This window comes from Corynebacterium pseudogenitalium (assembly GCF_024453815.1).
In the GTDB taxonomy this organism is placed as follows: domain Bacteria; phylum Actinomycetota; class Actinomycetes; order Mycobacteriales; family Mycobacteriaceae; genus Corynebacterium; species Corynebacterium pseudogenitalium.
In genome coordinates, this window is the sequence record NZ_CP072934.1 from 2,044,895 (window position 1) to 2,067,982 (window position 23,088).

A 23,088-nucleotide genomic window follows, 5' to 3' on the forward strand; every position below is an offset into this window, starting at 1 on the left:
TAAACTGGAAGACAAACGTTAATAATTGTCGAAACAATTAAGGCCAATCGGGCAAATATAAAAGTTGTTACCTATTGCAGTAAACACAATAGGCAACAACTGTAATTTTCTTACCAAGACTTTAGGCAAGATTTACGAAATGTAGCCCCCTGCATGGGGGAGGAGACTACATCACGATCCCTTTACGGCTTCGGCGTATCGGTTTCAGGTGCGGTCGAAGTGGACGTCGATACGTTCTTGTCCCCCTTGGAGGACAGCTTCGTCGTCTTGCCGGAAGAACCCTTCAGCTCAAGGTCCTTCACAGAGGACTTCGGGCCATTCGGGTTGCAGTTGTCGTTGATGATCGTGCCGACGAGGATGCCAGCGGCGATCAGCACGATACCTGCAGCAACCATGCCCAGATCCGCACCGAAGGTACGCAGCTGCGCATTAATCTGCTCAACCTGACGTGCCATCTCCGGGTTGAAGATGCCAGCCTGCTGCTGAATACGGGTGTTCACCGTCTTCAGCTGAGCCTCGACCTGACCAGCCACATCGCTGAGAACCGGGATCTGAATCTGGGAAGCCAGACCCAGCGGCAGCAACGCGATCAGCGGCAGACCGAAGCCAACAGCGGATGCAACACACTTGCCGGTGTCAATCGAGACCTTTGCCTCGGTCTTGTTACCAGCACCATCAGTTGCGGTGATCGTGTCGCCGGTCTTCAGATCAACACCAGCCGGGACCTCAACCTTCCAGTTGCCGTTCTTATCCGTCGTGGTCGGGATCTCGATAACCTTGCCATCCTTGCCAGGAATCGTCACCGTGATGCTCTCACCCGGACGGTCGCCCTTGCCTTCAATGACCTTCGCACCAGGCTCGATCTTGTTGATCGTTGGTGGCGTGTTATCACTGTCAGCTGGGTGCGTGCCGTCCTTGATCTCCTGCTCGTTGGTCTTGCCGTCGCCATCGAAGTCGCCTTCTGGATCCAGCAGGGACTTGCCATCCTTGCCAACGAGGTCGAACTCGGCGGTCGCCTTGTCCTTCGAGCCACCGTTGTACGTGAACTCAACCTCGACCTTCGGCTTCGCGAAGGACTCGAATTCCTTCACGAACTCAGCCCAGCGCTTGCCAGCCTCGTGGCTCTTGATCTCCGGGAGCTTCTCGGAGATCTTCTCGTTGACCTTGTCGTAGCTCGGAGCGGTCGCCGTAACGACGCCATCATTACCAGGCTTGACGACGTCCCCATCCTTCGGACCGAACTCCCAGTCTTCAGAGCCCTTGGACGGCGTGCCCGTGGCCTCCTCAACTGGTGCCTTGATGTCCTTGCCGAACGGGTTGTTCGAGGACTCGGTCTTGCCAGCCTCAACCGTGGTCGGATCGCCGTAGTTTGGGTTCACGATCTTGACATCGATCTCACCGATCGTGTGGTTCCCAGTGCCATCGGTGATGATGACCTTGGCATCCTGCGGGTCAGTACCCTCCGGCACCGTAACCTTGACCTCGCCAGTCTTCTCGTCGATGACGACCTTCGATCCTGGGATCTCATTGCCGTCCTTATCGACCAGCTTGCCGGTCTCATCCCCCTTCGGGTTGTCGATCTTGCCAACGGTGTGCTCGCCACCGTTAGCCGGAACCGTGGAGTTAGCACCGTCCGTGTTAATCGACGGCGCCGAAGGCGTAGCGTCCGGGTTCTTGATCTCGACCTTAATGGTGTCAATCACCTTGCCGTCCTTGTCCTTGACAACAACAGTGATCTTGTCACCCGGCTTCGCATCCTTAGACGGAGTGACCTTGATACCACCGTCCGGCTCGATCTCAGCAGTACCCGGACCCTCGGTCTCAACCGTAGCGCCCTCAGGAACATCACCGGAACCATCCTTCTTCGGGACAGTCACATCCTTACCCGGCGTAGTCGAAGCATCATCCCAATCCGGATTCTTCGGAGCAGGAGCCTCCTCCTTGATCTCGACCTTAATGGTGTCAATCACCTTGCCGTCCTTGTCCTTGACAACAACAGTGATCTTGTCACCCGGCTTCGCATCCTTAGACGGAGTGACCTTGATACCACCGTCCGGCTCGATCTCAGCAGTACCCGGACCCTCGGTCTCAACCGTAGCGCCCTCAGGAACATCACCGGAACCATCCTTCTTCGGGACAGTCACATCCTTACCCGGCGTAGTCGAAGCATCATCCCAATCCGGATTCTTCGGAGCAGGAGCCTCCTCCTTGATCTCGACCTTAATGGTGTCAATCACCTTGCCGTCCTTGTCCTTGACAACAACAGTGATCTTGTCACCCGGCTTCGCATCCTTAGACGGAGTGACCTTGATACCACCGTCCGGCTCGATCTCAGCAGTACCCGGACCCTCGGTCTCAACCGTAGCGCCCTCAGGAACATCACCGGAACCATCCTTCTTCGGGACAGTCACATCCTTACCCGGCGTAGTCGAAGCATCATCCCAATCCGGATTCTTCGGAGCAGGAGCCTCCTCCTTGATCTCGACCTTAATGGTGTCAATCACCTTGCCGTCCTTGTCCTTGACAACAACAGTGATCTTGTCACCCGGCTTCGCATCCTTAGACGGAGTGACCTTGATACCACCGTCCGGCTCGATCTCAGCAGTACCCGGACCCTCGGTCTCAACCGTAGCGCCCTCAGGAACATCACCGGAACCATCCTTCTTCGGGACAGTCACATCCTTACCCGGCGTAGTCGAAGCATCATCCCAATCCGGATTCTTCGGAGCAGGAGCCTCCTCCTTGATCTCGACCTTAATGGTGTCAATCACCTTGCCGTCCTTGTCCTTGACAACAACAGTGATCTTGTCACCCGGCTTCGCATCCTTAGACGGAGTGACCTTGATACCACCGTCCGGCTCGATCTCAGCAGTACCCGGACCCTCGGTCTCAACCGTAGCGCCCTCAGGAACATCACCGGAACCATCCTTCTTCGGGACAGTCACATCCTTACCCGGCGTAGTCGAAGCATCATCCCAATCCGGATTCTTCGGAGCAGGAGCCTCCTCCTTGATCTCGACCTTAATGGTGTCAATCACCTTGCCGTCCTTGTCCTTGACAACAACAGTGATCTTGTCACCCGGCTTCGCATCCTTAGACGGAGTGACCTTGATACCACCGTCCGGCTCGATCTCAGCAGTACCCGGACCCTCGGTCTCAACCGTAGCGCCCTCAGGAACATCACCGGAACCATCCTTCTTCGGGACAGTCACATCCTTACCCGGCGTAGTCGAAGCATCATCCCAATCCGGATTCTTCGGAGCAGGAGCCTCCTCCTTGATCTCGACCTTAATGGTGTCAATCACCTTGCCGTCCTTGTCCTTGACAACAACAGTGATCTTGTCACCCGGCTTCGCATCCTTAGACGGAGTGACCTTGATACCACCGTCCGGCTCGATCTCAGCAGTACCCGGACCCTCGGTCTCAACCGTAGCGCCCTCAGGAACATCACCGGAACCATCCTTCTTCGGGACAGTCACATCCTTACCCGGCGTAGTCGAAGCATCATCCCAATCCGGATTCTTCGGAGCAGGAGCCTCCGGTTTCTTGACCGTAACCTTTGCGGTAATCGTCTCACGAGACCCATCCGGATACGTCACTAAGACTGGAATGGTGTACTCGCCGACCTCTGCGTCTTCAGGTGGCGTGACCTCAATCTTTCCGTCCGGCGCAACAGTGACCCAGTCAGGTGTATCGATCTGCTTGCCATTCGGATCGGTCACCTGAGTGACCTGCTTGAACGAAGTACCCTCAGGAAGATCCTTACCATCCTTGTCCTGCGGAGCTGCCACTGTCGTGGTCTCTCCCACCTTCGCCTCAGCATCCTTGTACTGCGGCTCAAATTCACCGTTCTGGCGAACCTTGTCAACAGCAATGAAAGAGTCCTGAGCAATCACGACGCCGTAAGCGTTGACCAGCTGTGCTACGTACGTGCCGGGTTCCGCAAAGTCTGTGGGAGCCAGGTCACAGTTCTTAGCATCTGCCAGGGTGTTGACTGGGCAATCTTCACCGATCTGCTTGCCGTCCGGACCGTGCCAAACGATCTTGTTGTCACCAGAGAACGGCAGCTCACCTGTCAGCTTGATCTTCGCAGGCTCTAGGTTGTTGATGCCTTCTGGAAGATCTGCCGGGTTGAGGTAGGAATCATAATTTACGATATCCAAGGTCGTGATGTCGGCCTGAACATCAGCGAAGTTGATGTTGTACCAACGGTTTCCGGCGTAGCTCGGAATACCAACTGCGCCACCCCAGTTCGGGTTCTCACCCGAGTTACCGTTTACCTTCTGGAAGACCGGCGTGGGGAAGCCACTGAAGGAGTTCAGGACCTTGCCGTCCTTCTCAGCCCAAAGGTAGGTGTACTTATTCATGCGGTCGCCGACATCGTCACCCATACGGATGGTGTAACGGCCTTCCGCATCGGTTTCAGCACCAACGGTCTTCAGGATTGGCTCCTTGCCGTTCGCACGCATGTTTTCGATCATGCTCTTGGTTGCGGCAGCCTGCTCACGGTACGGCTTGTCACCAATGGCAAGTCGCTCGTATTCCGCAATACCCTCGTCGGAAAGAACAGAGGCGTAGACCTTAGCCCCCTCCATCGGCTGATCGCCCTTCCACTCGTAAAGCGGACCAGTCTCGTCACGGTCAGGACCACCTTGTGCATCGCGCCAAACACGGCCGTAGTAGGAATAACGTGGTGCCTCCGTTCCTTCAGGCTTGTGCCAGCCCTCCTCATCCATGGAGAAGTTCGGGCTCATCATGTAGGAGTTCTCCTCAGCGCTCGGAGCACGCTCTTCCAAGAAGATGCCGGTTCGTTGCATATTGTTACCCTCGAGGTAGAACGCACCGTTCGCGGAGCCCTGTACTACAGACGCCCACGCGCCTGGGACACCGCCACCAGCCTGGCGCACATAGGCCAGATCATTACCGGTTTCCTCGTTCTTCAGAGGGGAGTCAACCCAAATGCGGTACTCCTGACCCCTAAGCGCGCGGAAGAGGTGTGGCTTACCGTTCACATCGACGAACGAGTACTCACCGCCTGGGACTTCACTATCCGGGTGGGAAAGTACATTGCCCTCCCCATCCCGAGCACGAAGATCAAAGACATAGTTACCTGACGTGTCACCAAGCTGGTGCGACTTCGTGGTAAAGATCGGGGAAATCGTGCCATCACGGTCCTTGAACTGCATGTAAATCGTGGCGTCGTTGATACCCATGGTCCCCTTCAAAGAAGACGATGCAGTCACCTCTTTGAGGCCAATAAGACCAGACAGGGTTGCGAAAGCGTTCGTCATTCCAGTTCTGTTCGTGACGTATCCATTCGCGATGCCGTCCGCTTCAATCAACTTTGTTGGGTCTGTCGGCGGGGTGGCTACAACAGTTCCCGACGTTTCAGCATGCGCAGCCGGACCAGTCTGCGGTACTACAGCTGTCTGAACTGCCGGTGCAACCAACGCAAACGACAATGCGGCCGCGGCAATCGAGGTGCCTCGACGCGCCTTATATGAGTTTCGCATAGAAATTCCTTCCATAGATGCAAACAGATTGACTTCCAGCTGTCCGACCAAAAGCCACTCGTCGTAAATTGTATCAATCCATACAGGCCACAGATTACGTACAGTTGTTTTCTAATTTTGCAGGCCATAGACTTACAAACGTCGATTTTCGGCCTTCATATAGCCCATTTTTGAGTCAGTTAGTACATTTTTGTACATCTAAATACATACCCCCCCCCCCCGAAACGTCATCACACCTGGTTTCTAGCCCAAAATTACATATGTGGCGTACCTCTTCCCCAAATAGCCCAATTCATAAAATAAATAAGCTGTGGCCCGTTACACATTCGATAACGGGCCACAGCTATAGCTTTTCTTAACAGACCTTCAGGCTTGCTTCACGCAACCTGGCCCCCTACTCGGGGGTGTAAGCGGGTCGCGCGGCAACTTCCTACTTTGTCAGCTTGCCATCCTTCGTGGTGGACTCCGACGACAGCTTCGTCGTCTTACCGGACGACCCCTTCAGCTCCAGGTCCTTCACAGAGGAGCTTGGGCCGCCGGGCTTGCAGGCGTCGTAAATGAACGTGCCTGCCAGGACACCAGCAGCGATCAGCGCGATGCCTGCGACAACCATGCCGAGGTCCGCACCGACGGTGCGCAGCTGCGCGTTAATACGCTCAGCCTGGCGTGCCATCTCCGGGTTGAAGATGCCAGCCTGCTGCTGGATGCGGGTGTTCGCAGCTTGCAACTGCGCCTCTACCTGACCAGCGAGGTCACTCAGAACCGGGATCTGAATCTGGGAAGCCAGACCCAGCGGCAGCAGCGCGATCAGCGGCAGACCGAAGCCCACAGCGGATGCTGCACAGGCACCAGCGTTGACCTTGCCAGCAACCGTGACGGTCTCCGCCTTGTTGCCGTGGCCGTCCCTCACGTTGATCTTGTCACCCTGCTTGAGCTCGACGCCCTTTGGCAGGTTCACGGACCAGTTGCCGTTCGCGTCGGTCGTGGTCTCAAGTTCCTTGCCGTTGGGCAAGGTGACGATGATTGTCTCGTTCGGGCGGTCGCCCTTACCGGAGATCTTCGTGTCACCGGCCGTAATCGGGTTTACCGTCGGCGCGGTGGTGTCTGGCTTCTCGCCGTCGTTCGCAGGGTCGGAGCCAGCCTTGACCTCAGCTTCATTCGTGACGCCGTCGCCATCGAAGTCACCTTCCGGATCCAGCAGCGACTTGCCGTCCTTGCCGATCAGGTCGAAGTTGGCGGTCGCGCTGTTCGTCGAGTCGTCTTCGTAGGTGAAGTCAACCTCGACAGCCGGGCGGGCGAACGGTTTGAACGTCTCGAAGAACTTATCCCAACGCTTCTCGACGTCAGAGCTCTTGAGTTCCGGCAGCTTCGCCTTGAACTCGTCAGAAACATCCTTCATCGACGGCGCCTTCGCTGTGAGCACGCCGTTTTCCTGCGGGGTGAACGCCCACTTCTCAGCACCCTCAGGCTTCTTCACCTCAGCACTCTTCACCGGAGCCTTGGTACCGAACGGGTCGTTGGTGTTCTTCTCACCATCAACCGGAACGCCCGTGACCTTGTCGTACTCCGGCACGAAACGCTCAGCGTCGGTGCCGACAGTGATGGTCGTCTGCACCTCGTCGGTAGAGCCGTCCGGGTAGGTCACAACAACAGTGACGTCGTAGACGCCCGGCTTCGAGGTGTCCGGGTTCTCCTTGTACTTAAACGACGTGCCCTTTGGCAGGCTGTCCGCGTCCTTGATGTTGCCCTTCGCGTCCGGGGTGCCGCCGGTCTTGACCTTCTGGTCTTGGCCCTGCGGGTCGTTCTTGTCGGCGTCGGTCGCGTTCTTCTGCACCTTGACGTTAGCGTTGACCTTGTCGGTGGTGCCATCCGGGTAAGTGGCGACGATGGTCACCGGCTTGTCACCCTCAGTGGAGGTGTCCGGTGTCTTTTCGTACTCGAAGGTCGTGCCCTCCGGCAGCTCGTCGATGTTGGTGACGTGATCCTTTGCCTCAGGGACCTCATTCGGCGCGACGGTCTTGTCCTGGACTTGCGGCTCGTAGGTGTCGGCGTCCGACTTCTTCGGCTGCTGCGGCTTCGGCTCCTCCTTCTTCGGATCCTCCACCTTCACGGTGGCCTGCACCTCGTCGGTGGAACCATCCGGGTAGGTCACGATAACCGTGACCGGCTTATCACCAGCGGTAGAGGTGTCCGGATCTTCCTTGTACTTGAACGTCGTGCCCTTCGGCAGCTTGTCCGCGTCCTTGACGTTGTCTTTCGGTTCCGGCCTCTTGCCGGTTTCAACCGTCTGGTCCTGGCCCTGCGGATCATGTTGGTCAGCCTGCGTGACCTTATCCTGAACAACGACCTTGGCCTCAACCTCGTCGGTGGAACCATCCGGGTAGGTCACGATGACGGTGACCGGCTTGTCACCAGCGGTAGAGGTGTCCGGATCTTCCTTGTACTTGAACGTCGTGCCCTTCGGCAGCTTGTCCGCATCCTTGACGTTGTCTTTCGGTTCCGGCTTCTTGCCGGTTTCAACCGTCTGGTCCTTACCTTGCGGGTCGAACTGCTCGGCTTGATCCTTAGCGACCTTCACCGTCACCGGCACCTCATCGGTGGTGCCATCCGGGTAGGTCACAACGACCACAGCCTTCTTATCACCAGAAGTGTCGGTCTTCGGCGCATCCTTCCAGGTGTACTTGGTGCCCTCCGGAAGCTCGTCCTTGTTCGCGATCGAGTCCTCAGCCTTCGGCTCGGAGTTCTTCGCAACCTCCTGGTCCTTGCCCTGCGGGTCGAACTGCTCAGCCTGATCCTTGGCAACCTTCACCGTCACCGGCACCTCATCGGTGGTGCCATCCGGGTAGGTCACAACAACGACAGCCTTCTTATCACCAGAAGTGTCGGTCTTCGGCGCATCCTTCCAGGCGTACTTGGTGCCCTCCGGAAGCTCATCCTTGTTCGCGATCGAATCCTCAGCCTTCGGCTCGGAGTTCTTCGCAACCTCCTGGTCCTTACCCTCCGGGTCGTACTTGCCAGCCTGGTCGGTTACCTTCAGCGGCACAACGTCGGTGTGCTCGGTCTCGTTGCCGTCCTGGTCCACCAACGTGTAGGTGACGGTGACGTTCGGCTTTTCCTCAGAAGCGTCAACTGTCTTCTTCGGCGTACCGATGATCTTGCCGTTCTTGGGCTCCAGCCCCTCCGGAAGGCCCTCAACCTTGATGGAGTCCTTCTTCAGCTCGAAGCCTTGCGGCAGTTTGTCAAAGCCTTCCGGCTTCACTTCCTGCTCGTACGGCTCACCGACAACACCGTCGGACAGCTTGGTGTCCGTCACCGTGATCTTGGTGACTACCTGCTCCTTACGCTTCTGCGCGACGGGCTTCTTCTCGGTCTTCTCAACGCGCTTTTCCGGATCTTCTTCGTCCGGGTTCTTGTAGACCGGGTTGCCGTCGTCGTCAAGCACCGGCACTTCCTGCTCCACCATGACCTCGACCTCGCGAGTCACGATGACCTCGGTGGTGCCCGGGGTGGTCGGCTTGCCGGTGATCTTGCCGGTCTTCGGGTCGATCTCAAGATCCGCTGGCAGATCCTTGGCGGAGAACACTGGTTCCGTGCCCTCCTTCATGTTGTCCGGCAGATCCTTGAACAGCGGCGTGACATCGTTATCCGGGAAATCGGTTCCCACCGACCCCAACGGCAGCGGCTCAGGAACAACAGCGGTGAAGGAGTCTGCAATCTCCCAACGATCAGACGGCTCACCGGAAGCCGGGTCAACAGAAACCAGCGCAGCGGTGTAGACGGTGGTCTTCCTCAGGTCTTCAGGAGCCTGGAAATCACAAGACTTGAGCGCACCCTTGTCGTCGCTCTTGATCTTGCATAGCGCATCCTTGATCTCGGTCTGGGTGCCGTCCGGGGTGGTTGCGTACCAACGGATTGCGTACTCCGTGTTCGGCAGCAGGCCGGACGTCTTCGTGGTCACCTTGGAGCCCGGACGACCCTTGTTGTCGTAGGAGTTGTACTCCGGAATATCGAAGATCGGCTGTGCAGTCATCAACGGGAACTGCAGACCGTTCATGTTCGCGCCAGCAATAACGGTGCCCTGGTCGCCGTAGTTCATGAACATGTTGGCGACGAACGCAGAGTTCTTCACGTCGCGGCCCTCAATGTTCGGGTAGATGTACATGTAGTCAGTGTTGATATGGCGCACGTCGTACAACGAAGCGCCGGTAAACACGTTGACCCACTGGTTCTGATAGTCCTCTGCGACCTTGCCCCAGTCTTCGTCGCTGACCACATTGTTCACACCGAAGTTGGCCTTGTCGCGCGAGTAGCCCAGTGTGCCCTTGAACGGCAAGTAAATCGTGCCGTCGTCCTTAGACGGGGCAACCACGGTCTCTGCAATGTGGGAGCCTTCGCCGTGCTCATCCTGGTACGCCTTGATGATGCGTTCCTGGTTCGCACGCTCCTGCTCAACGGTGTAGTTCGGGTTCTCGTTCTTCCAGGCGTCAATCTGACGCGCGACTTCGTCGTTGAGGTACGACGCGACAATCTCGATTCCGCCAGCGGCGCGATCGCCGCGGCTCGGCTGGTACTTGTAGTAACCCGGCAAGGTACCGGCAGACTCACCAGTCTCCCACCACACCATGGACTCGTTCGGGTGGGCAATGCTCTTGATCGCGCCAAAGTCTCCGTAGTACGGGAACTGACCATCAACCGTCGGCTCACCAGTCTCGCCATCGAGGGCTCGGGTCCAATCCTTCTCCGGCTTAGCCAACCAACCAACGTGGTTCGGCTTCTCTTCCAGCACAAAACGGCCGTTGGTAATACGGGAACCAGCAGGGCCTGCAGTAAAGTTCCAAGATTCCTGCACACGGTCCGTAATCGAGGTGTAACGACCCGAGTTGAAGTCACCCGCGGCAACCACCGAGTACTTGCTTGGATCCGGGTTCTCGCCCCACACGCGGACGCGAACGCCACCGGCGGCCAGCCAGAACGGCGGCGCGTCGACCTCGTTGGTCACGTTTTCAGACAGGTCGAAGGAGAAGCGACCCTCGGAATCGGTCGTGGTATAGAACGTCGGCGAGACCTCACCGTTCTTGGTCACGTACTGCAGGTAGATGACATTGCCCTTGAGCGGCTCATTGTTCGAAGACAAGTCATCGTGGCGGCCATCCTTATTGATGTACGCCCAGCCGTGATAGCCATAGAAATCACGCCAGCCACCCTTAGTAAAGATGGCGTTTGGCACCTGCTTGTTCTTACCCTCGCCTTGCTGGGCGCCCTTGTCAGCGCTTGAGGCAGGAGCAGCAGAAGCCGGCGGGTTGTCTTGTGCAAACGCAACAGGTTGAGCCAGCGGGGCCACCAGTGCAAAGGACAACGCCGCGGCGGCAATCGAAGTGCCGCGACGTGCCGTGATGCTCTTTCGCATATGTTTCTTCCTTCTTCCCGAAGATCTGAATGTCCAGAAAGTTGTGTCCGTGCCCGTCAATAAGGTGCACAGACCTTTCCCGAAACTAAACAATATCGACAGGAGTGCACCGTTCCGGGAATCCTTTTTCGCAAGAAACTTGCACAATTCCGCCCGCATTCAGCGCCTATTCGGCCGGAATCCACGGCAGCCTGCATCGACTCAAACTGAAGCCCCATCTCCGGCCGGTTACTTTTCTTTTGGTTAAATCATTTTAAGAATGGATTGATAACGGCCCTATTTCTTTTGACTTTCGACAGCAGCCAAGCGGATTACCGTCGAACATTCCTTGAGCTTCAGCGGGAATAAAACCCAAACACATCGAACGAAACACAAACGTAGCGCTCACGATATTTGCATCAGACCTTTAGTTCAGTGTCTTATCCGGTAATTGCCGAAACGAGTTCCTCCCTGAGTTTTTCCAGACAAAGATCAGCCAAAGGGGTGGCGAGAAATCTCCAAGAAGCGCGAAACGCCCCCTAATAGGGGCGTTCTAATAGTTGATATAAGGCGGTCTACTGTGAGTTTTCCACACAGAAGCCGAGGTAGACCGACGGAAACTTCGGTGCTTTCGCCTCAAGCGTGCCGATCCATAAAGGGACTAGCTCGAGAGCCACATCAGGAGTTTTCAGTACGCAGACGCTGCCTCATATCACCGATAAAGCGACGTTCAGTCTCGAGCGAAAAGCGAGCATGAATCAGTTTGCGGCTCCGAGTCAAGGCCACCTGTTCATATTTACAGACGGCAAAGAGCTGCGGAAGAGCGATATCGCAGACAAACGTTTCCCATGTGTCCAAGTCGAATTGAGGGCTATCCTCCCGCTTATCCCACACACCTTCAGCCTGAACGGTGTAATACACCTTCGCCGGCTCGTTTAAAGCAAGGTTCAACCGAACCTTCACCACATCTTGAGCGTTTGCCTCATTAAGAGTCGGAAGCTGTGCGCCGAGACTCAACGGGGCCTTTCCATGAGGATTGGGGCCGTTCGGCGTTGGAACCACTGCCACTGCGGGAGTGCTAAATGTTGAGTGGCTAAAGAACCTGTTGGACAGTTCGTAAACATTGTCGACCACTTGAATCACCTGTGTATCGGTTGGAAATCCGACGTGACATATTCTTCAAACTCTCGAGCCAGATCGATATCTTCACTCACCAATTCGACATCGTAAGTGGCTTCTCGAGTGTCATACTGCGCTCGCCGTGCACGCTCCTCCGTGATAGTCGGATATGAATCACGCTTAAAAACGACGATACTTACGAAACCATCAATCGCCTCCGCGTAGTCCGCCAAGGTTTGAAGCTGCAGGTTGGATACGGGATTGATGGATTCAATTTGGCTCACCCTCGCCTTGGACAATCCGCCCATTCGCTCGCCGACTTGCTCTTGCGATAATCCACGTTCCTTACGCAAAGTCCGCATACTGTGGATAAGCTCAATGAACACCTCCTGCTGGTCAATGCCAGCTTTATCTTGTTCATACAACTGATCAAGAATGCTGTTCATCTTGAATTTCACCTCCATCTCAACAAAGTCAATATATAGCTTAACTTACTGACGTTATATCCAGCTAGCCTAGTCTGCATACATTGTGGGGTCGGGTGGTCTGACTTGGCTCTTTTCATCAGCCGCGAATCGAGTAACCGAAACCATGGCTCTGGCAATATCCTTTGTCTGCCGACCTCGTCGCATCTGATCTTTCGTGCCACCACCACCCACAATGACTCGGTTCCGTGGTTTCCCCTCCAGGTCAGAGACATCGCTGAAGTAGACCCGGTGAGCCGACGCCGGATGGTCGTGCTGGCTGTATAACTCCCCCATCCAGATCAGACTTACATCGCTAGGCAATTGCGCCGGTTCAACTTTCCTCCCTACAGGAATTCGATGTACTCCATCCTCGTTTACGACTGAGTCCGAAAGCTCAACGTTATCCGATTCGTCGAGGCAGCTCCCAGGCCTGTTTAGCCAGTTAAGTTTGGCAAGAAAGTCCCCTGCTGACCTTCGCATATTGACGCGGCGCTTTTCGATCTTTTCGAAGCCACGCGATGTATTCAGCGAATTCCTCGGTGACGTCCCAACGTTTACCGCCGTCATCACTATGCTCAGTTGGGATGTAGCAATGGGGCTGGCTGCCAAACTCCGGTGGATCGGACTCAAGAGGATTCAGCGACATACCCACATACTATTGCGCCGGTACCCTATCGATCATCAACGATTCGAACATAGTTTCGACACCGTTTATTTTCGAAGTCCCGGTGCCCGTAATCATGTTCAACCGCAGAAGTCCCATCAAGGCTTCTTACTGCTCAGCCCGTCCTTATCCACCTCTGGCCCGCACTGCGTGTAGATCAGCGCACTGAGCGCCACGCCGAACGCCAGGAGGCCCGCGCCAGCCAGCGCGATCTCCGGGTTCTTCACGCCGGACTGGCCACCAGGGCCGAACGCGTCGGCCATCGCCTTGCGCATCGGAGCAAGCGCCTGCTGCACGCCAGGGATCTCCTGCGCCGCGATACCCAGCGGCAGCAGCAACAGCAGCGGCACGCCAGCCGCGACGGACACCGCGATGCACTTCTCCACTTCCCAACGCTTCGGATCCTCGGACGGGGCCATCGTGGTTGGGGTGGTTGGGGTGGCAGGCGTAGTGGTCTCGGTTGGCTGCTCCGGCTCCGTGGTCGGGGTCGGGGCGGGCACGGCGAACGGGTTCGTGCGCTGTTCCAACTCGTCGAGGTTGGACACGCCGTCACCGTCGGCGTCCGCTGTGCGGTCGAGCAGTGGGTGCTTGTGGGCGTCGAGAAGCTCGAAGGCAGCTGTGGCCAGCTCAACACGGCCGTCTTCGTGCTCGACGATGACGTTGACCGCCGGGCGAAGCACGTGCTGGAAGTCCACCGCGAACTGGGCCCACACAGGCGGGCGCAGCTGCACCACGCCGTCGCGGGCGCTGCCGTAGGCCTCCTCGAAGAGCGCGGCCAGGAACTCCTGCGACGGCGCAACCGCGTGGATCTGGCCGGTGTTCTCGTCGAGGGTGAACTCCCAGCCGTGCGCGCCGGCCGGGGCGTGCATCTCGTAGCTGCGCACCAGCGCCAGCGAGTCGGCGAACGGGTCGCGCGTCATGGCGCGTCCGCCCATGTCAACCGGCACGCGGCCGAGCGCGCTGTTCGGATCCGCGTAGTTCGCGCGGGCGTCCGCCGGCGGGGTTGGGGCCGCCGAGGTGGTCGGAACTGGGGTGGTGCCCGGCGCGGTCGCTGGGGTGGTCGGGGCCTGCGAGGTCGCCTCGCTTGTCGACGTCCCCTTCGTCGGCACCGGTGCTGGTTCAGGCGTCGCGGTGGACGTCGGCACCGTCGCCGTAGGAGCGGCGGAGGTCGGTGTGGTGGAGGTCGGCGCTGTCGTCGTGACCGGGGCGGCCACGCGGACGCGCACCGGGATCACGTCGGAGGAGCCGTCCTTGTAGCGCACCGTGATATCGAAGACCACGGTGCCCGGGGTCGCGTCCTTCGGCGCGTGCAGCTTCACCGCGTCGCCTTCGACGGTAACGCCCCAGTCCAGCGGGCCACCGACGGAGACCTCTGCATCCTTCGGCAGGGCATCGCCCAAGTTGTCCAGTGTGAGATCCCCGTTGGCCTTCGTCGTCGCGCCCTGGTACTTCGGCGTGTAGAGGTCCGCGACGTTCTCGGTAACACGCAGCGGAATGCGGCCGATCTCTTCGCCGGTAGAGAGCGCGGAAACGACAATCACGTAGTCGTCGCCAGGTTTGGTCTCCACCGGGACGGTCAGCAGCATCGCACCAGAATCCAGGTCCAGGTCTACTGAGGCGCCCTCAACAGACTTCCCTTCGGCACCGATGCGCTCCAGACGGGCCTGTGCGTTGCCGGCGTTCTCCACCGTCGGGACCAGACGCTCCTGGTGTGCACCCGCTGCTACTGACTGCTGCTCAACCGTGCTCAGTACCGGCAGTGGCATGCGGAGGCGAACCTGAGCCACGCCGCGGATCGGATCCTCGTACGGGACGTGCGCCACGACCGAGACCTCAACATCAGTGAGCTGGCGATGCGAAACATCGACCGTGAGCTCGCCGGTGTCGGCGTCGATAGACACTCCTTCCACCGGGCGCTCCAGCTCGAACTGGGTGCCCTCGAACGTGAGCTTCTCATGCTTCTTGGTCGCGCGGTCATCGAACGTCGGCGCCGGGAACTTCGCCGTCTGCCCCGGCTCCACCTGCTGCTCCTTGTACTCCAAGGCATACTGGGCAACGTGCGGCACGAATGTCGCAATCGCGGCCGACACCGGACGCGAGCCCGGGCCCTGCGAACCCTGCGCATCATAACGCTGGATCTTGCTACTCGGGTCCAGCATCTCCACCGGGATCTCAATGCGCTCGCCAACCTGGTCCATGCGTGGCGTGAAACGGACCACGCCCTCATCATCCACGCTCACCTGGGATGCATCAACCCCGAACGGCAGCGAGCCCAGCTGGAACTCCGCGCGCTCCGGCTTCGCCTCCACCGGGTCCGAATCCGGGTTATCAAAGCTCGGCGTCGCCTCCGCCGGTCTACCGACGGCCGCCTCAACCGGATCCCCGTACTCCAGGAACATGTGCGTCACCGCAAACGAATCCTGCGCCAGCATCGCCTGCACGTTGCCAGCGTCCGACGCGTAGAACAGGCGGGCAATGTACGTATCGCCCTGCTTAGCATCATCCGGCACTTTGAAGTCACACGACTCAATGCGCGCCTGGTCATCCGGCGTCGTTGCCTTGCACTCGTGAACCCGTTCACCTTCGTCGTCATACCAGACGATCTTGTAGCTCAACCCTTTCGAAAGCGGCACGCCCGAACCAAACGTGCGAACCGTCTCCCCCGGAGGCGCCCAGTTGTTAAACGTGTTCCGCTTCTCCACGTGGAACTTCAAGGGGGCCGTCGATAAGGCGTAGCGCGGCGAGCTCACCAGCGTCGACCCCGCGTACGCCGAGCCTGCCCAGGCCTTCAGCCACGGCACATCCGAACCCGACCAGTAGTCGAAGTAGCCACCACTCGGACCTGGGCCGCCCCAGTAGCCCAGTGCCCACGGGTGGATCGCACCAACGTTGTTCGGCAGCTCCTTGCCGTCCGGTGTCAGGATCGAAATATAGGTCCATTCCCAGTTGATGTGCTTGGAATACATATTGCCCTTGGCCCACGAGCCCTCATCCCACGACTCCGCAACCCGGTGATGCCAGCTTCCTACCAGACCGGGATAGCTGTAAGTGTCACCGTAGGTACCCCGCCAGTACAGGTTAAAGTCACCATTCTCGTCCGTCGTGGTCACGGCGGTTTCCGCGATCCAGCTCTGGTCCTTCGCAATCTGCTCATTGATCCACAGCTGCAGCTGTTTCTCATCCTCCGGCGTCCACGATCGGCTACGCACCTTCTTGCCGAACTGCTTCTTGCCATACTCGAGCGTCTTCGCCACTGCCTCATCCGACAAGTAGGAGCCGACCACCATCATCCCAGCAGCCGGCGCATCCCCCGCATTGTTCGTCATCGACTCCTGGTAGCGCCGGTTATACGGCGTATCCACCGTATTCCAAAACATCTGCCCCGTGTACACACCAAACGGAGTTCCCGAGCCGTCATTCTCAACCCACTTCGAGCGGTCCTTCAGATGCTGCGCCGAGTTCCTCCGGTCCTGGTACGCCACGAAGAAGCCATTCACCTTGCCGCCACGCCACCAACCATTCGTCTCATACGAAGGCGTCACATTGCCCAACCAATTCGTCGGCGGCACAATACCCGCCGGCTGATGGATCAGGCGGTAGTCATCCCGCACGCTCTCCGGCAGCTCCACCCAGACGCGCAGCTTCTCACGCAACTGATCACGCCCGCGATCACCCGAACCAACCACGCCGACCGTCGCATCCGCCAAAAACTCACGCTCCACCCCACGCGCATCCACATACGGCTGCAGCTTCAGCGAAAAGTTCCCGTTCTCATCCACCTCCGTATAAAACGTCGGCGACGAATGCTCCGTATACACGCCCTCATACCACTGCGCGAACACACGAATCGGCTCGCGGCGCACCGGCGCCCACGTCCCCGGATGCAACGCCGGCGTCAAATTCCCCGAACCATCATCAACCATCACCGGCCGCCCCAGCGGCTCCCCCTTGCGGTTCGTCAGCACCTTCGCCGACGCACTCACCGTCCGCGCCGAACGCGCCACCTCCATCGGCAGCTTCACCGAACCACTCACCGTCGCCGGATCATCCGGATTCCCCGGCGAAAACAACGCCTCCGTCGAATGCAGCGCCTGCGCATAATCCGGCGCAACCACGTTCAGAAACGGCTTCGCGGCCTCCACATCAATCTGCGCCGACGCCTGCGGCACCACAATTGACGACGCCACCACCGCAGCAACCACCGCCATGCCCAACCGGGAAGTGTTCATGCGCAGACAACTCCATCTCTAAAAAAGATTGCAGTAATCTGTCAATTAAACCAGTAAACTAGTCCAAATCCAACACGGGCCCGGTTCAGAGGCGCGACGCAGCCAGCGTCGCCCGGTCCCGCGCCTCCTGCGCCGACTCACCCGTCGACGTCACCACCGCAGCACCATCCACAAAACGCACACCAGTCTCCGCGACCGACATCGCCTTCGCAAGGCCATCCACGCTCGGGACAACATCCTCCACCAGGACCATTGCGCCCGGGCTGACCAAGGTGGCGTCAATAGGCAGACCAATCACTGCCCTCGCGTGCAACGAACACTGGTTCAGGCGCTGCGTCGCACGCGTCAGCAACCCATCCAAGGACGGCCGCGGCCGCGCATCCGAGAAGTACACCTCATCACCGGCCACGAACATCTCCACCGCGTACACACCCTGCCCGCCGAGCGCCCCCGTAATCCTGGCCGCAATCGACCGGGCGTTCCCCGCCGCAGCCTCCGACAACACCGCCGGCTGCCACGCCTCCACCAAACGGCCCCCCACATGCCGCGTACCGATCGGCTCACAGAACCACGTCGCCAACTCACCCGTCGCCGGATCCACCGAACGAGCCGCCAAAATCGTCAACTCAAAATCAAACTCAATAAACCGCTCCACGACCACCGGACCCTCCGGGTCCACCTCCGCAGCCGCCTCCCACGCCTTGGCCGCCTCAACGTTCAGGTCCTGCTCGCTCCGCAGCACCGTCTGGCCCTGCCCCTCCGACGAGCGCCCCGGCTTCACGACGACCGGCAAACCCAACCGCAACGCCGCCTCCTCCAGCTCCTCCGGAGAACGGACGAACTCACAACGCAACGTCGGCAAGCCCAAGGAATCCGTCGCCGTCGCCCGCACGCCCTCACGCGAACTGCACAGCTCCTGCGCCTCCACCGACGGCGCCACAATCGACCCGGCGCGCTCCTCCAACTCCCTGAGCACGTCCGGATCCACCCCGGCTCCCGCCACCGTCAACGACGGATACCGCTGCTGCATGTCTTCCGCCTCTATTTCAGTGGTGCGCAGGTGCGTCACGTCGAACCCGAGCTGCTTGAAGGACCACGCGAGTTCCTCCTCAACCACGCTGTCGCCCAGCACCAGCACCTGGCGAGGGTCACACCTCAAATCCCGCGCGGGGTCGAGCTGAGTAATGGGCTCGTTGTCGAGCTGCTGTTGCTGCTCTGACTGCTGCTCTTCGGGCATTGCTGCGTTCATAGTGGTCAGCATATTCAGCCGCGTATGTGGTGAGCAAACTTGAAGGGGCCTGCATGAGCCCTGAAGGGGGAAGGTGTGCTCTCGAGCGGAGTCGGGAAATTGTGAACAAATTTGCTTGTGTGCGCGGTCACAAAAAGCGCAATTTTGTTCACGATTTTCCGAACAAAGTTGAGAGGCATATATCCACCCCTCGCCCCGAGCAAAAAAGAGGACCTGGGAGCGTCTCCCAGGTCCCGAACTTCGGAGGAAGCAGAAAGCTAGCGGTCCATCACGTCGAAGCGGACGATGGTCTGATCGCGGCCAGGGCCGACGCCGATGTAGCTGATCGGCGCGCCCGAGAGCTCCTCGAGACGGAGGACGTAGTCCTGGGCCTTCTGCGGGAGCTCCTCGAAGGTGGTGCAGCCGGTGATGTCCTCGTCCCAGGCCGGCATCGTTTCGTAGATGGGGGTGGCGTGGTGGAAGTCGGACTGGGTCAGCGGCATTTCGTCGTGGCGGACGCCGTCGACGTCGTAGGCGACACAGATCGGGATTTCGCCGATGCCGGTGAGGACGTCGAGTTTGGTCAGGAAGTAGTCCGTGAAGCCGTTGACGCGGGCGGCGTAGCGGGCAACGACGGAGTCGTACCAGCCGCAGCGGCGCTTGCGGCCGGTGTTCACGCCGACTTCGCCGCCGGTTTCCTGCAGGTACTCGCCCCACTTATCAAACAGCTCGGTTGGGAACGGGCCCGCGCCGACGCGCGTGGTGTACGCCTTGACGATGCCCAGGGTCGCCGTGATCTTCGTCGGGCCGATGCCGGAGCCGACGCAGGCGCCGCCGGCGGTCGGGTTGGAGGAGGTCACGAACGGGTAGGTGCCGTGGTCGACGTCGAGCATGGTGGCCTGGCCGCCCTCCATGAGGACGTGCTTGCCTTCGGCGAGTCCGGTGTTGAGGACGTTTTCGGCGTCGATAATCATGGGCTTGAGGCGTTCGGCGTAGGACATGAAGTAGTCCATCATTGCGTCGGCTTCGATGGCGCGGCGGTTGTACATCTTGACCAGCATTTGGTTCTTGACGTCCAGCGCCGATTCGATCTTCTGGCGGAGGATTGATTCGTCGAGGATGTCTTGGACGCGCAGGCCGACGCGGGCGACTTTGTCGGCGTAGGTGGGGCCGATGCCGCGGCCGGTGGTGCCGATGGCGCGCTTGCCCAGGAAGCGTTCTTGGACGCGGTCGAGTGTCTGGTGGTAGGGCGCGACGAGGTGCGCGTTGCCGGAGATGCGGAGGCGCGAGGCGTTGGCGCCGCGGGCTTCGAGGCCGTCGATTTCGTCGAAGAGCGCTTCGAGGTTGATAACGACGCCGTTGCCCAGGATTGGGGTGGCGTTCTCGCTGAGCACGCCTGCCGGCAGCAGTTTCAGTTCGTACTTTTCGCCGCCCACGACAACCGTGTGGCCTGCGTTGTTACCGCCGTTGGGTTTGACTACGTAGTCGACTTTCCCGCCGAGGATATCGGTGGCTTTGCCTTTCCCCTCGTCGCCCCATTGGGCGCCGACAATGATGATGGCGGACATTCTCTCTCCTTTAATAGGCACTAATCCGGGCTTATTGTAGCGTGAATGGCATGCGTCTTCTTCATTGTGCGTGTGCTAGCTCCCTCACAGTTCCGGGTGCGGAGGAGGTCACACTGTCGGAGGTGCCGTCGAGAAGTGAGCTTTCTTTTCTTCTCGACGCCGCCAGCTCCGCCCTCCCCCACGACCCGACGCCGAGCCTGGCGGAGATCCAGAAGTCGCCGTCGGTGGAGCACCTGGGTGCCCCGCAGCTGGCGCCGCAGCAGCCGGAGGAGCGGCTGCGCGTGATCGTGTCCGGCAGTGATGCCGCGCTGAGTGCGGTGCTGACGCGGCTGATGCGCGCGGACGTGATGTGGATCGAGGTCGCGTACCTGCCTGCTGATCCGGCGTCGCCGGCGGCGGTGGCGTGGGGTGCGGGCTCCGTGGACCTGGCCGTAGAGGGGCCTGTGGTGCCGTCGCCGTGTATTAGGACGGACACGGGCGTGGTGGTGGCCGGTTCAGCGACGCTCTCCCACGGGGATGGGCGCAGCGAGTACGTGGGCGAGATCGTGGTGGATTCGCAGCAGCTGGTGATGCGCACTGGCGAGGAACCCTCCGCGCGGTTCTTCGGGCAGTTCGGGGCGCGCCTGGTGCCCACCCCGGATGCGCCGGGCCTGGCGGCGTCACGGCTGGTCACGCCGCTGATGGTGCCGGAGGGGCGCCGCGTGGACCCGCAGCGCCTGGAGGGGCTGGCGGGCATGCCACTGGGTGGGATGTTTGTGAAAGGCAAAACGGTCGCCCCGGCCCTCACGGACCCGACGACCGTTCTGACTGGCCGGGCGCTACAGTCCGGCGGGGAGGACATCACGCTGGTGGTGGACGGCGTTGCCCACCCGCGGCCGCTGCAGCGGGTGACGTTCTACCGCCACCTGCGCGACATCCAGTCGGTACGCGGTTAGCGCAAATCGAAGGACTCCGGCGGGTACGCCGGCGTGTCAGAGGTCGGGGCCAGCGCCGCCAACGCCGACTCCCGCGACATACCGCACACCTGCAGCAAGTCCACCGTCAGCGAACGCGTCTGCGCCAGAATCGCGTACTCCGACAACACCGCGTCCTTCTCCAGGAGGTCCACCGACGAGCCCTGCGCCACCGCCCGCAACTCGTTCACAATCTGCGGGATCACGGTGGCCTGCGCACGCCGCGACTTCACCTCGTACACCTCAGAAATGTCCAAGCACGCCTTCGCCAACACGTCAATCAACTCAATCTGCTGCGGCGAGACGTGGTCACCGTCCTCGCACAGCACCAATGCGCGACGCGCCAGCACCCGGCACGAGCGCACCGCGTTATCCACCGGCGGGATCACCAAGCTCAGGGAATTGATGTAACGGCGCGCGCCCCACAGAAACGGCGAAATCTTCGTCGTCTCCTTTCCCGCGTTCACCGCCGACGCCATATCGTCAATATCCGTCTGCGACCCGCGGATCGCCTCCAACGCATCATCGATTACTTGAGGATCGCGGTCGGTGAGGCCGGAGGCGACGTCGTCAAGCACTGAACTCATCAACCCCATCAAGTTCGAAATCTCCGCGCGCACCGGCTCCATCGGCCCCTGCGGAATCAGAGCAATCGTGGCCAACGCCACCATGCAACCCACCGCCGCGTCAATCGTACGGTCAAAACCCGTCACCTCCGCACCGGGCGGCATAATCGTCGCGATCAGAATCGAACCAATCGCCACCTGGTTATTCACCAACTGCGACTTCGAAAAGAACGACGCAATCAACAAACTGCCCGACACAATCGCCGCAATCTGCCAACCCCCATCCCCCAACCTGTAAAACAGCGAATCCCCCACCAGCACGCCCAACGCACAACCAATCGACAAATCGATCGCCTTCGTAATGCGCTCCCCACCCGACATGCCAATAATGATCACCACCGAAATCGGGGCAAAAAATGGCTTCGCGTTGCCAATAATGTCCCCCGCGATCCAATACGCAATACCCGCCGCGATACCCATCTGCAGAATCGGCAACAGGCGCTTGCGCACACGCATCAACCGCGCCTGAATCGACTGATCCACCGACGCCAACCTGGCACGCGTACCCATTCTCTCTTTCGCCATGCCATAACCATAGCGCCCCGGGTGGTCGTGCCGTTTTCGTTCGCTTTTCGTTCCGGTCGACCTCTTAGCGTTGACCAATGCAGGTCAGCGCGAAATCGGGATTTTGGCGTCGAAAAGCCTCAAAACGCCGTGACCTGCGCTGGTCGACCGGAGGAGGTCGACGGGAGCGGCGCGGGTGAGGGCGGTCCACTACCTATAAATTTCTCCACGGTGCCCAACATCAACCACCAACACCGTCACGATGTCATCTTGAATCTCAGCAATTACCCGATAGTCCCCGATACGCCACCGCCACAACCCTGACATTCCACCTACAAGGGCTTTACCGCGGACGCGTGGATCATTCAACCGCGACAAATCACCCAAGACTTGAAAAAGCCGACGCTGTACCTGCTTGTCTAACCGCCGCACCGCCTTTCGTGCCCTAGGCGAAAACTCAATCTGCCAGGCCACACTCGGCCTTTAGCTCATCGAGGGTAACAGTTTCCAGCTCGCCCCTACGAACAGCTTCCGCCTCAGCCTGAAGCTCGTAGATGTATTCAGCGTCATCAAGATAGGCCTCAATTGCCTCACGGATGTAGAACGCCTTTGGCCTACCTGTCTTTGTAGCAAGCTCGTCAAGCCGACGCTTCTGGACTTCGTCCATTCGCAAACTAATCACTGATCCACTCATGTATACATGTATACACAAGCCTGCCAAGCCTGTCACCCCAAGCCAGCAGTCCCTCGACAGCAAATACAAAATAGTCACATTTCAAGACACCTAACCGCATGAAGTGTGAACTGCTGGAACCTTCCAGACGCTTTCAA

11 protein-coding genes are annotated in these 23,088 nt (G+C 59.3%); 1 reads left to right on the top strand and 10 read right to left on the bottom strand.

Features of this window, described 5'->3' with window-relative positions; genetic code table 11:
* Positions 1 to 182 precede the first annotated feature (182 nt).
* The 7 genes from KBP54_RS09750 to KBP54_RS09780 form a co-directional block, all read right to left on the bottom strand.
* Entirely contained in the window at positions 183 to 5,513 is a 5,331-nt protein-coding gene (locus tag KBP54_RS09750; RefSeq protein ID WP_256005590.1) for a Rib/alpha-like domain-containing protein, read from the bottom strand.
* 430 nt (positions 5,514 to 5,943) lie between these two features.
* Complete coding sequence (locus tag KBP54_RS09755; protein ID WP_256005592.1) at positions 5,944 to 10,920, bottom strand: Rib/alpha-like domain-containing protein; 4,977 nt, start codon at positions 10,918 to 10,920, stop codon at positions 5,944 to 5,946.
* Between the two features lie 657 nt (positions 10,921 to 11,577).
* Positions 11,578 to 12,033 carry a hypothetical protein gene (locus KBP54_RS09760; protein WP_256005593.1) on the bottom strand — a complete coding sequence of 152 codons (456 nt, stop codon included), beginning with the start codon at positions 12,031 to 12,033 and terminating at the stop codon, positions 11,578 to 11,580.
* Positions 12,034 to 12,038: 5 nt separating this feature from the next.
* A complete protein-coding gene (locus KBP54_RS09765; RefSeq protein WP_256005595.1) occupies positions 12,039 to 12,464 on the bottom strand; it encodes a helix-turn-helix domain-containing protein in 426 nt (141 codons plus the stop codon).
* A gap of 783 nt (positions 12,465 to 13,247) precedes the next feature.
* On the bottom strand, positions 13,248 to 17,378 hold the full coding sequence (locus KBP54_RS09770) for a YPDG domain-containing protein (RefSeq protein ID WP_256005596.1): 4,131 nt from the start codon (positions 17,376 to 17,378) through the stop codon (positions 13,248 to 13,250).
* 85 nt (positions 17,379 to 17,463) lie between these two features.
* Entirely contained in the window at positions 17,464 to 18,627 is a 1,164-nt protein-coding gene (locus tag KBP54_RS09775; protein WP_255366115.1) for an ATP-grasp domain-containing protein, read from the bottom strand.
* A 257-nt stretch (positions 18,628 to 18,884) separates the two neighbouring features.
* On the bottom strand, positions 18,885 to 20,174 hold the full coding sequence (locus KBP54_RS09780; RefSeq protein WP_070361829.1) for an adenylosuccinate synthase: 1,290 nt from the start codon (positions 20,172 to 20,174) through the stop codon (positions 18,885 to 18,887).
* A 50-nt stretch (positions 20,175 to 20,224) separates the two neighbouring features.
* Here KBP54_RS09780 and KBP54_RS09785 point away from each other — a divergent pair, with 50 nt between their 5' ends.
* Positions 20,225 to 21,109 carry a hypothetical protein gene (locus KBP54_RS09785; RefSeq protein WP_256005598.1) on the top strand — a complete coding sequence of 295 codons (885 nt, stop codon included), beginning with the start codon at positions 20,225 to 20,227 and terminating at the stop codon, positions 21,107 to 21,109.
* Here the strand turns inward: KBP54_RS09785 and KBP54_RS09790 are convergent.
* The 3 genes from KBP54_RS09790 to relB form a co-directional block, all read right to left on the bottom strand.
* Positions 21,106 to 22,278 carry an FUSC family protein gene (locus KBP54_RS09790; protein ID WP_256000825.1) on the bottom strand — a complete coding sequence of 391 codons (1,173 nt, stop codon included), beginning with the start codon at positions 22,276 to 22,278 and terminating at the stop codon, positions 21,106 to 21,108. The genes KBP54_RS09785 and KBP54_RS09790 overlap by 4 nt on opposite strands.
* A gap of 189 nt (positions 22,279 to 22,467) precedes the next feature.
* Positions 22,468 to 22,731: a type II toxin-antitoxin system RelE family toxin gene (locus KBP54_RS09795; RefSeq protein ID WP_070975596.1), complete on the bottom strand. Its 264-nt coding sequence runs from the start codon at positions 22,729 to 22,731 to the stop codon at positions 22,468 to 22,470.
* A complete protein-coding gene (gene relB / locus KBP54_RS09800; RefSeq protein ID WP_070361826.1) occupies positions 22,715 to 22,951 on the bottom strand; it encodes a type II toxin-antitoxin system RelB family antitoxin in 237 nt (78 codons plus the stop codon). The genes KBP54_RS09795 and relB overlap by 17 nt, the downstream gene beginning before the upstream one ends.
* Between the last annotated feature and the right edge of the window lie 137 nt (positions 22,952 to 23,088).

Excerpts from the sequence above, each read along its gene's own strand:
- KBP54_RS09750 (WP_256005590.1), bottom strand. The coding sequence starts at position 5,513 with ATGCGAAACTCATATAAGGCGCGTCGAGGCACCTCGATTGCCGCGGCC.
- KBP54_RS09755 (WP_256005592.1), bottom strand. The coding sequence starts at position 10,920 with ATGCGAAAGAGCATCACGGCACGTCGCGGCACTTCGATTGCCGCCGCG.
- KBP54_RS09765 (WP_256005595.1), bottom strand. The coding sequence starts at position 12,464 with ATGAACAGCATTCTTGATCAGTTGTATGAACAAGATAAAGCTGGCATT.
- KBP54_RS09770 (WP_256005596.1), bottom strand. The coding sequence starts at position 17,378 with ATGAACACTTCCCGGTTGGGCATGGCGGTGGTTGCTGCGGTGGTGGCG.
- KBP54_RS09775 (WP_255366115.1), bottom strand. The coding sequence starts at position 18,627 with ATGAACGCAGCAATGCCCGAAGAGCAGCAGTCAGAGCAGCAACAGCAG.
- KBP54_RS09780 (WP_070361829.1), bottom strand. The coding sequence starts at position 20,174 with ATGTCCGCCATCATCATTGTCGGCGCCCAATGGGGCGACGAGGGGAAA.
- KBP54_RS09785 (WP_256005598.1), top strand. The coding sequence starts at position 20,225 with ATGCGTCTTCTTCATTGTGCGTGTGCTAGCTCCCTCACAGTTCCGGGT.
- KBP54_RS09790 (WP_256000825.1), bottom strand. The coding sequence starts at position 22,278 with ATGGCGAAAGAGAGAATGGGTACGCGTGCCAGGTTGGCGTCGGTGGAT.
- relB (WP_070361826.1), bottom strand. The coding sequence starts at position 22,951 with ATGAGTGGATCAGTGATTAGTTTGCGAATGGACGAAGTCCAGAAGCGT.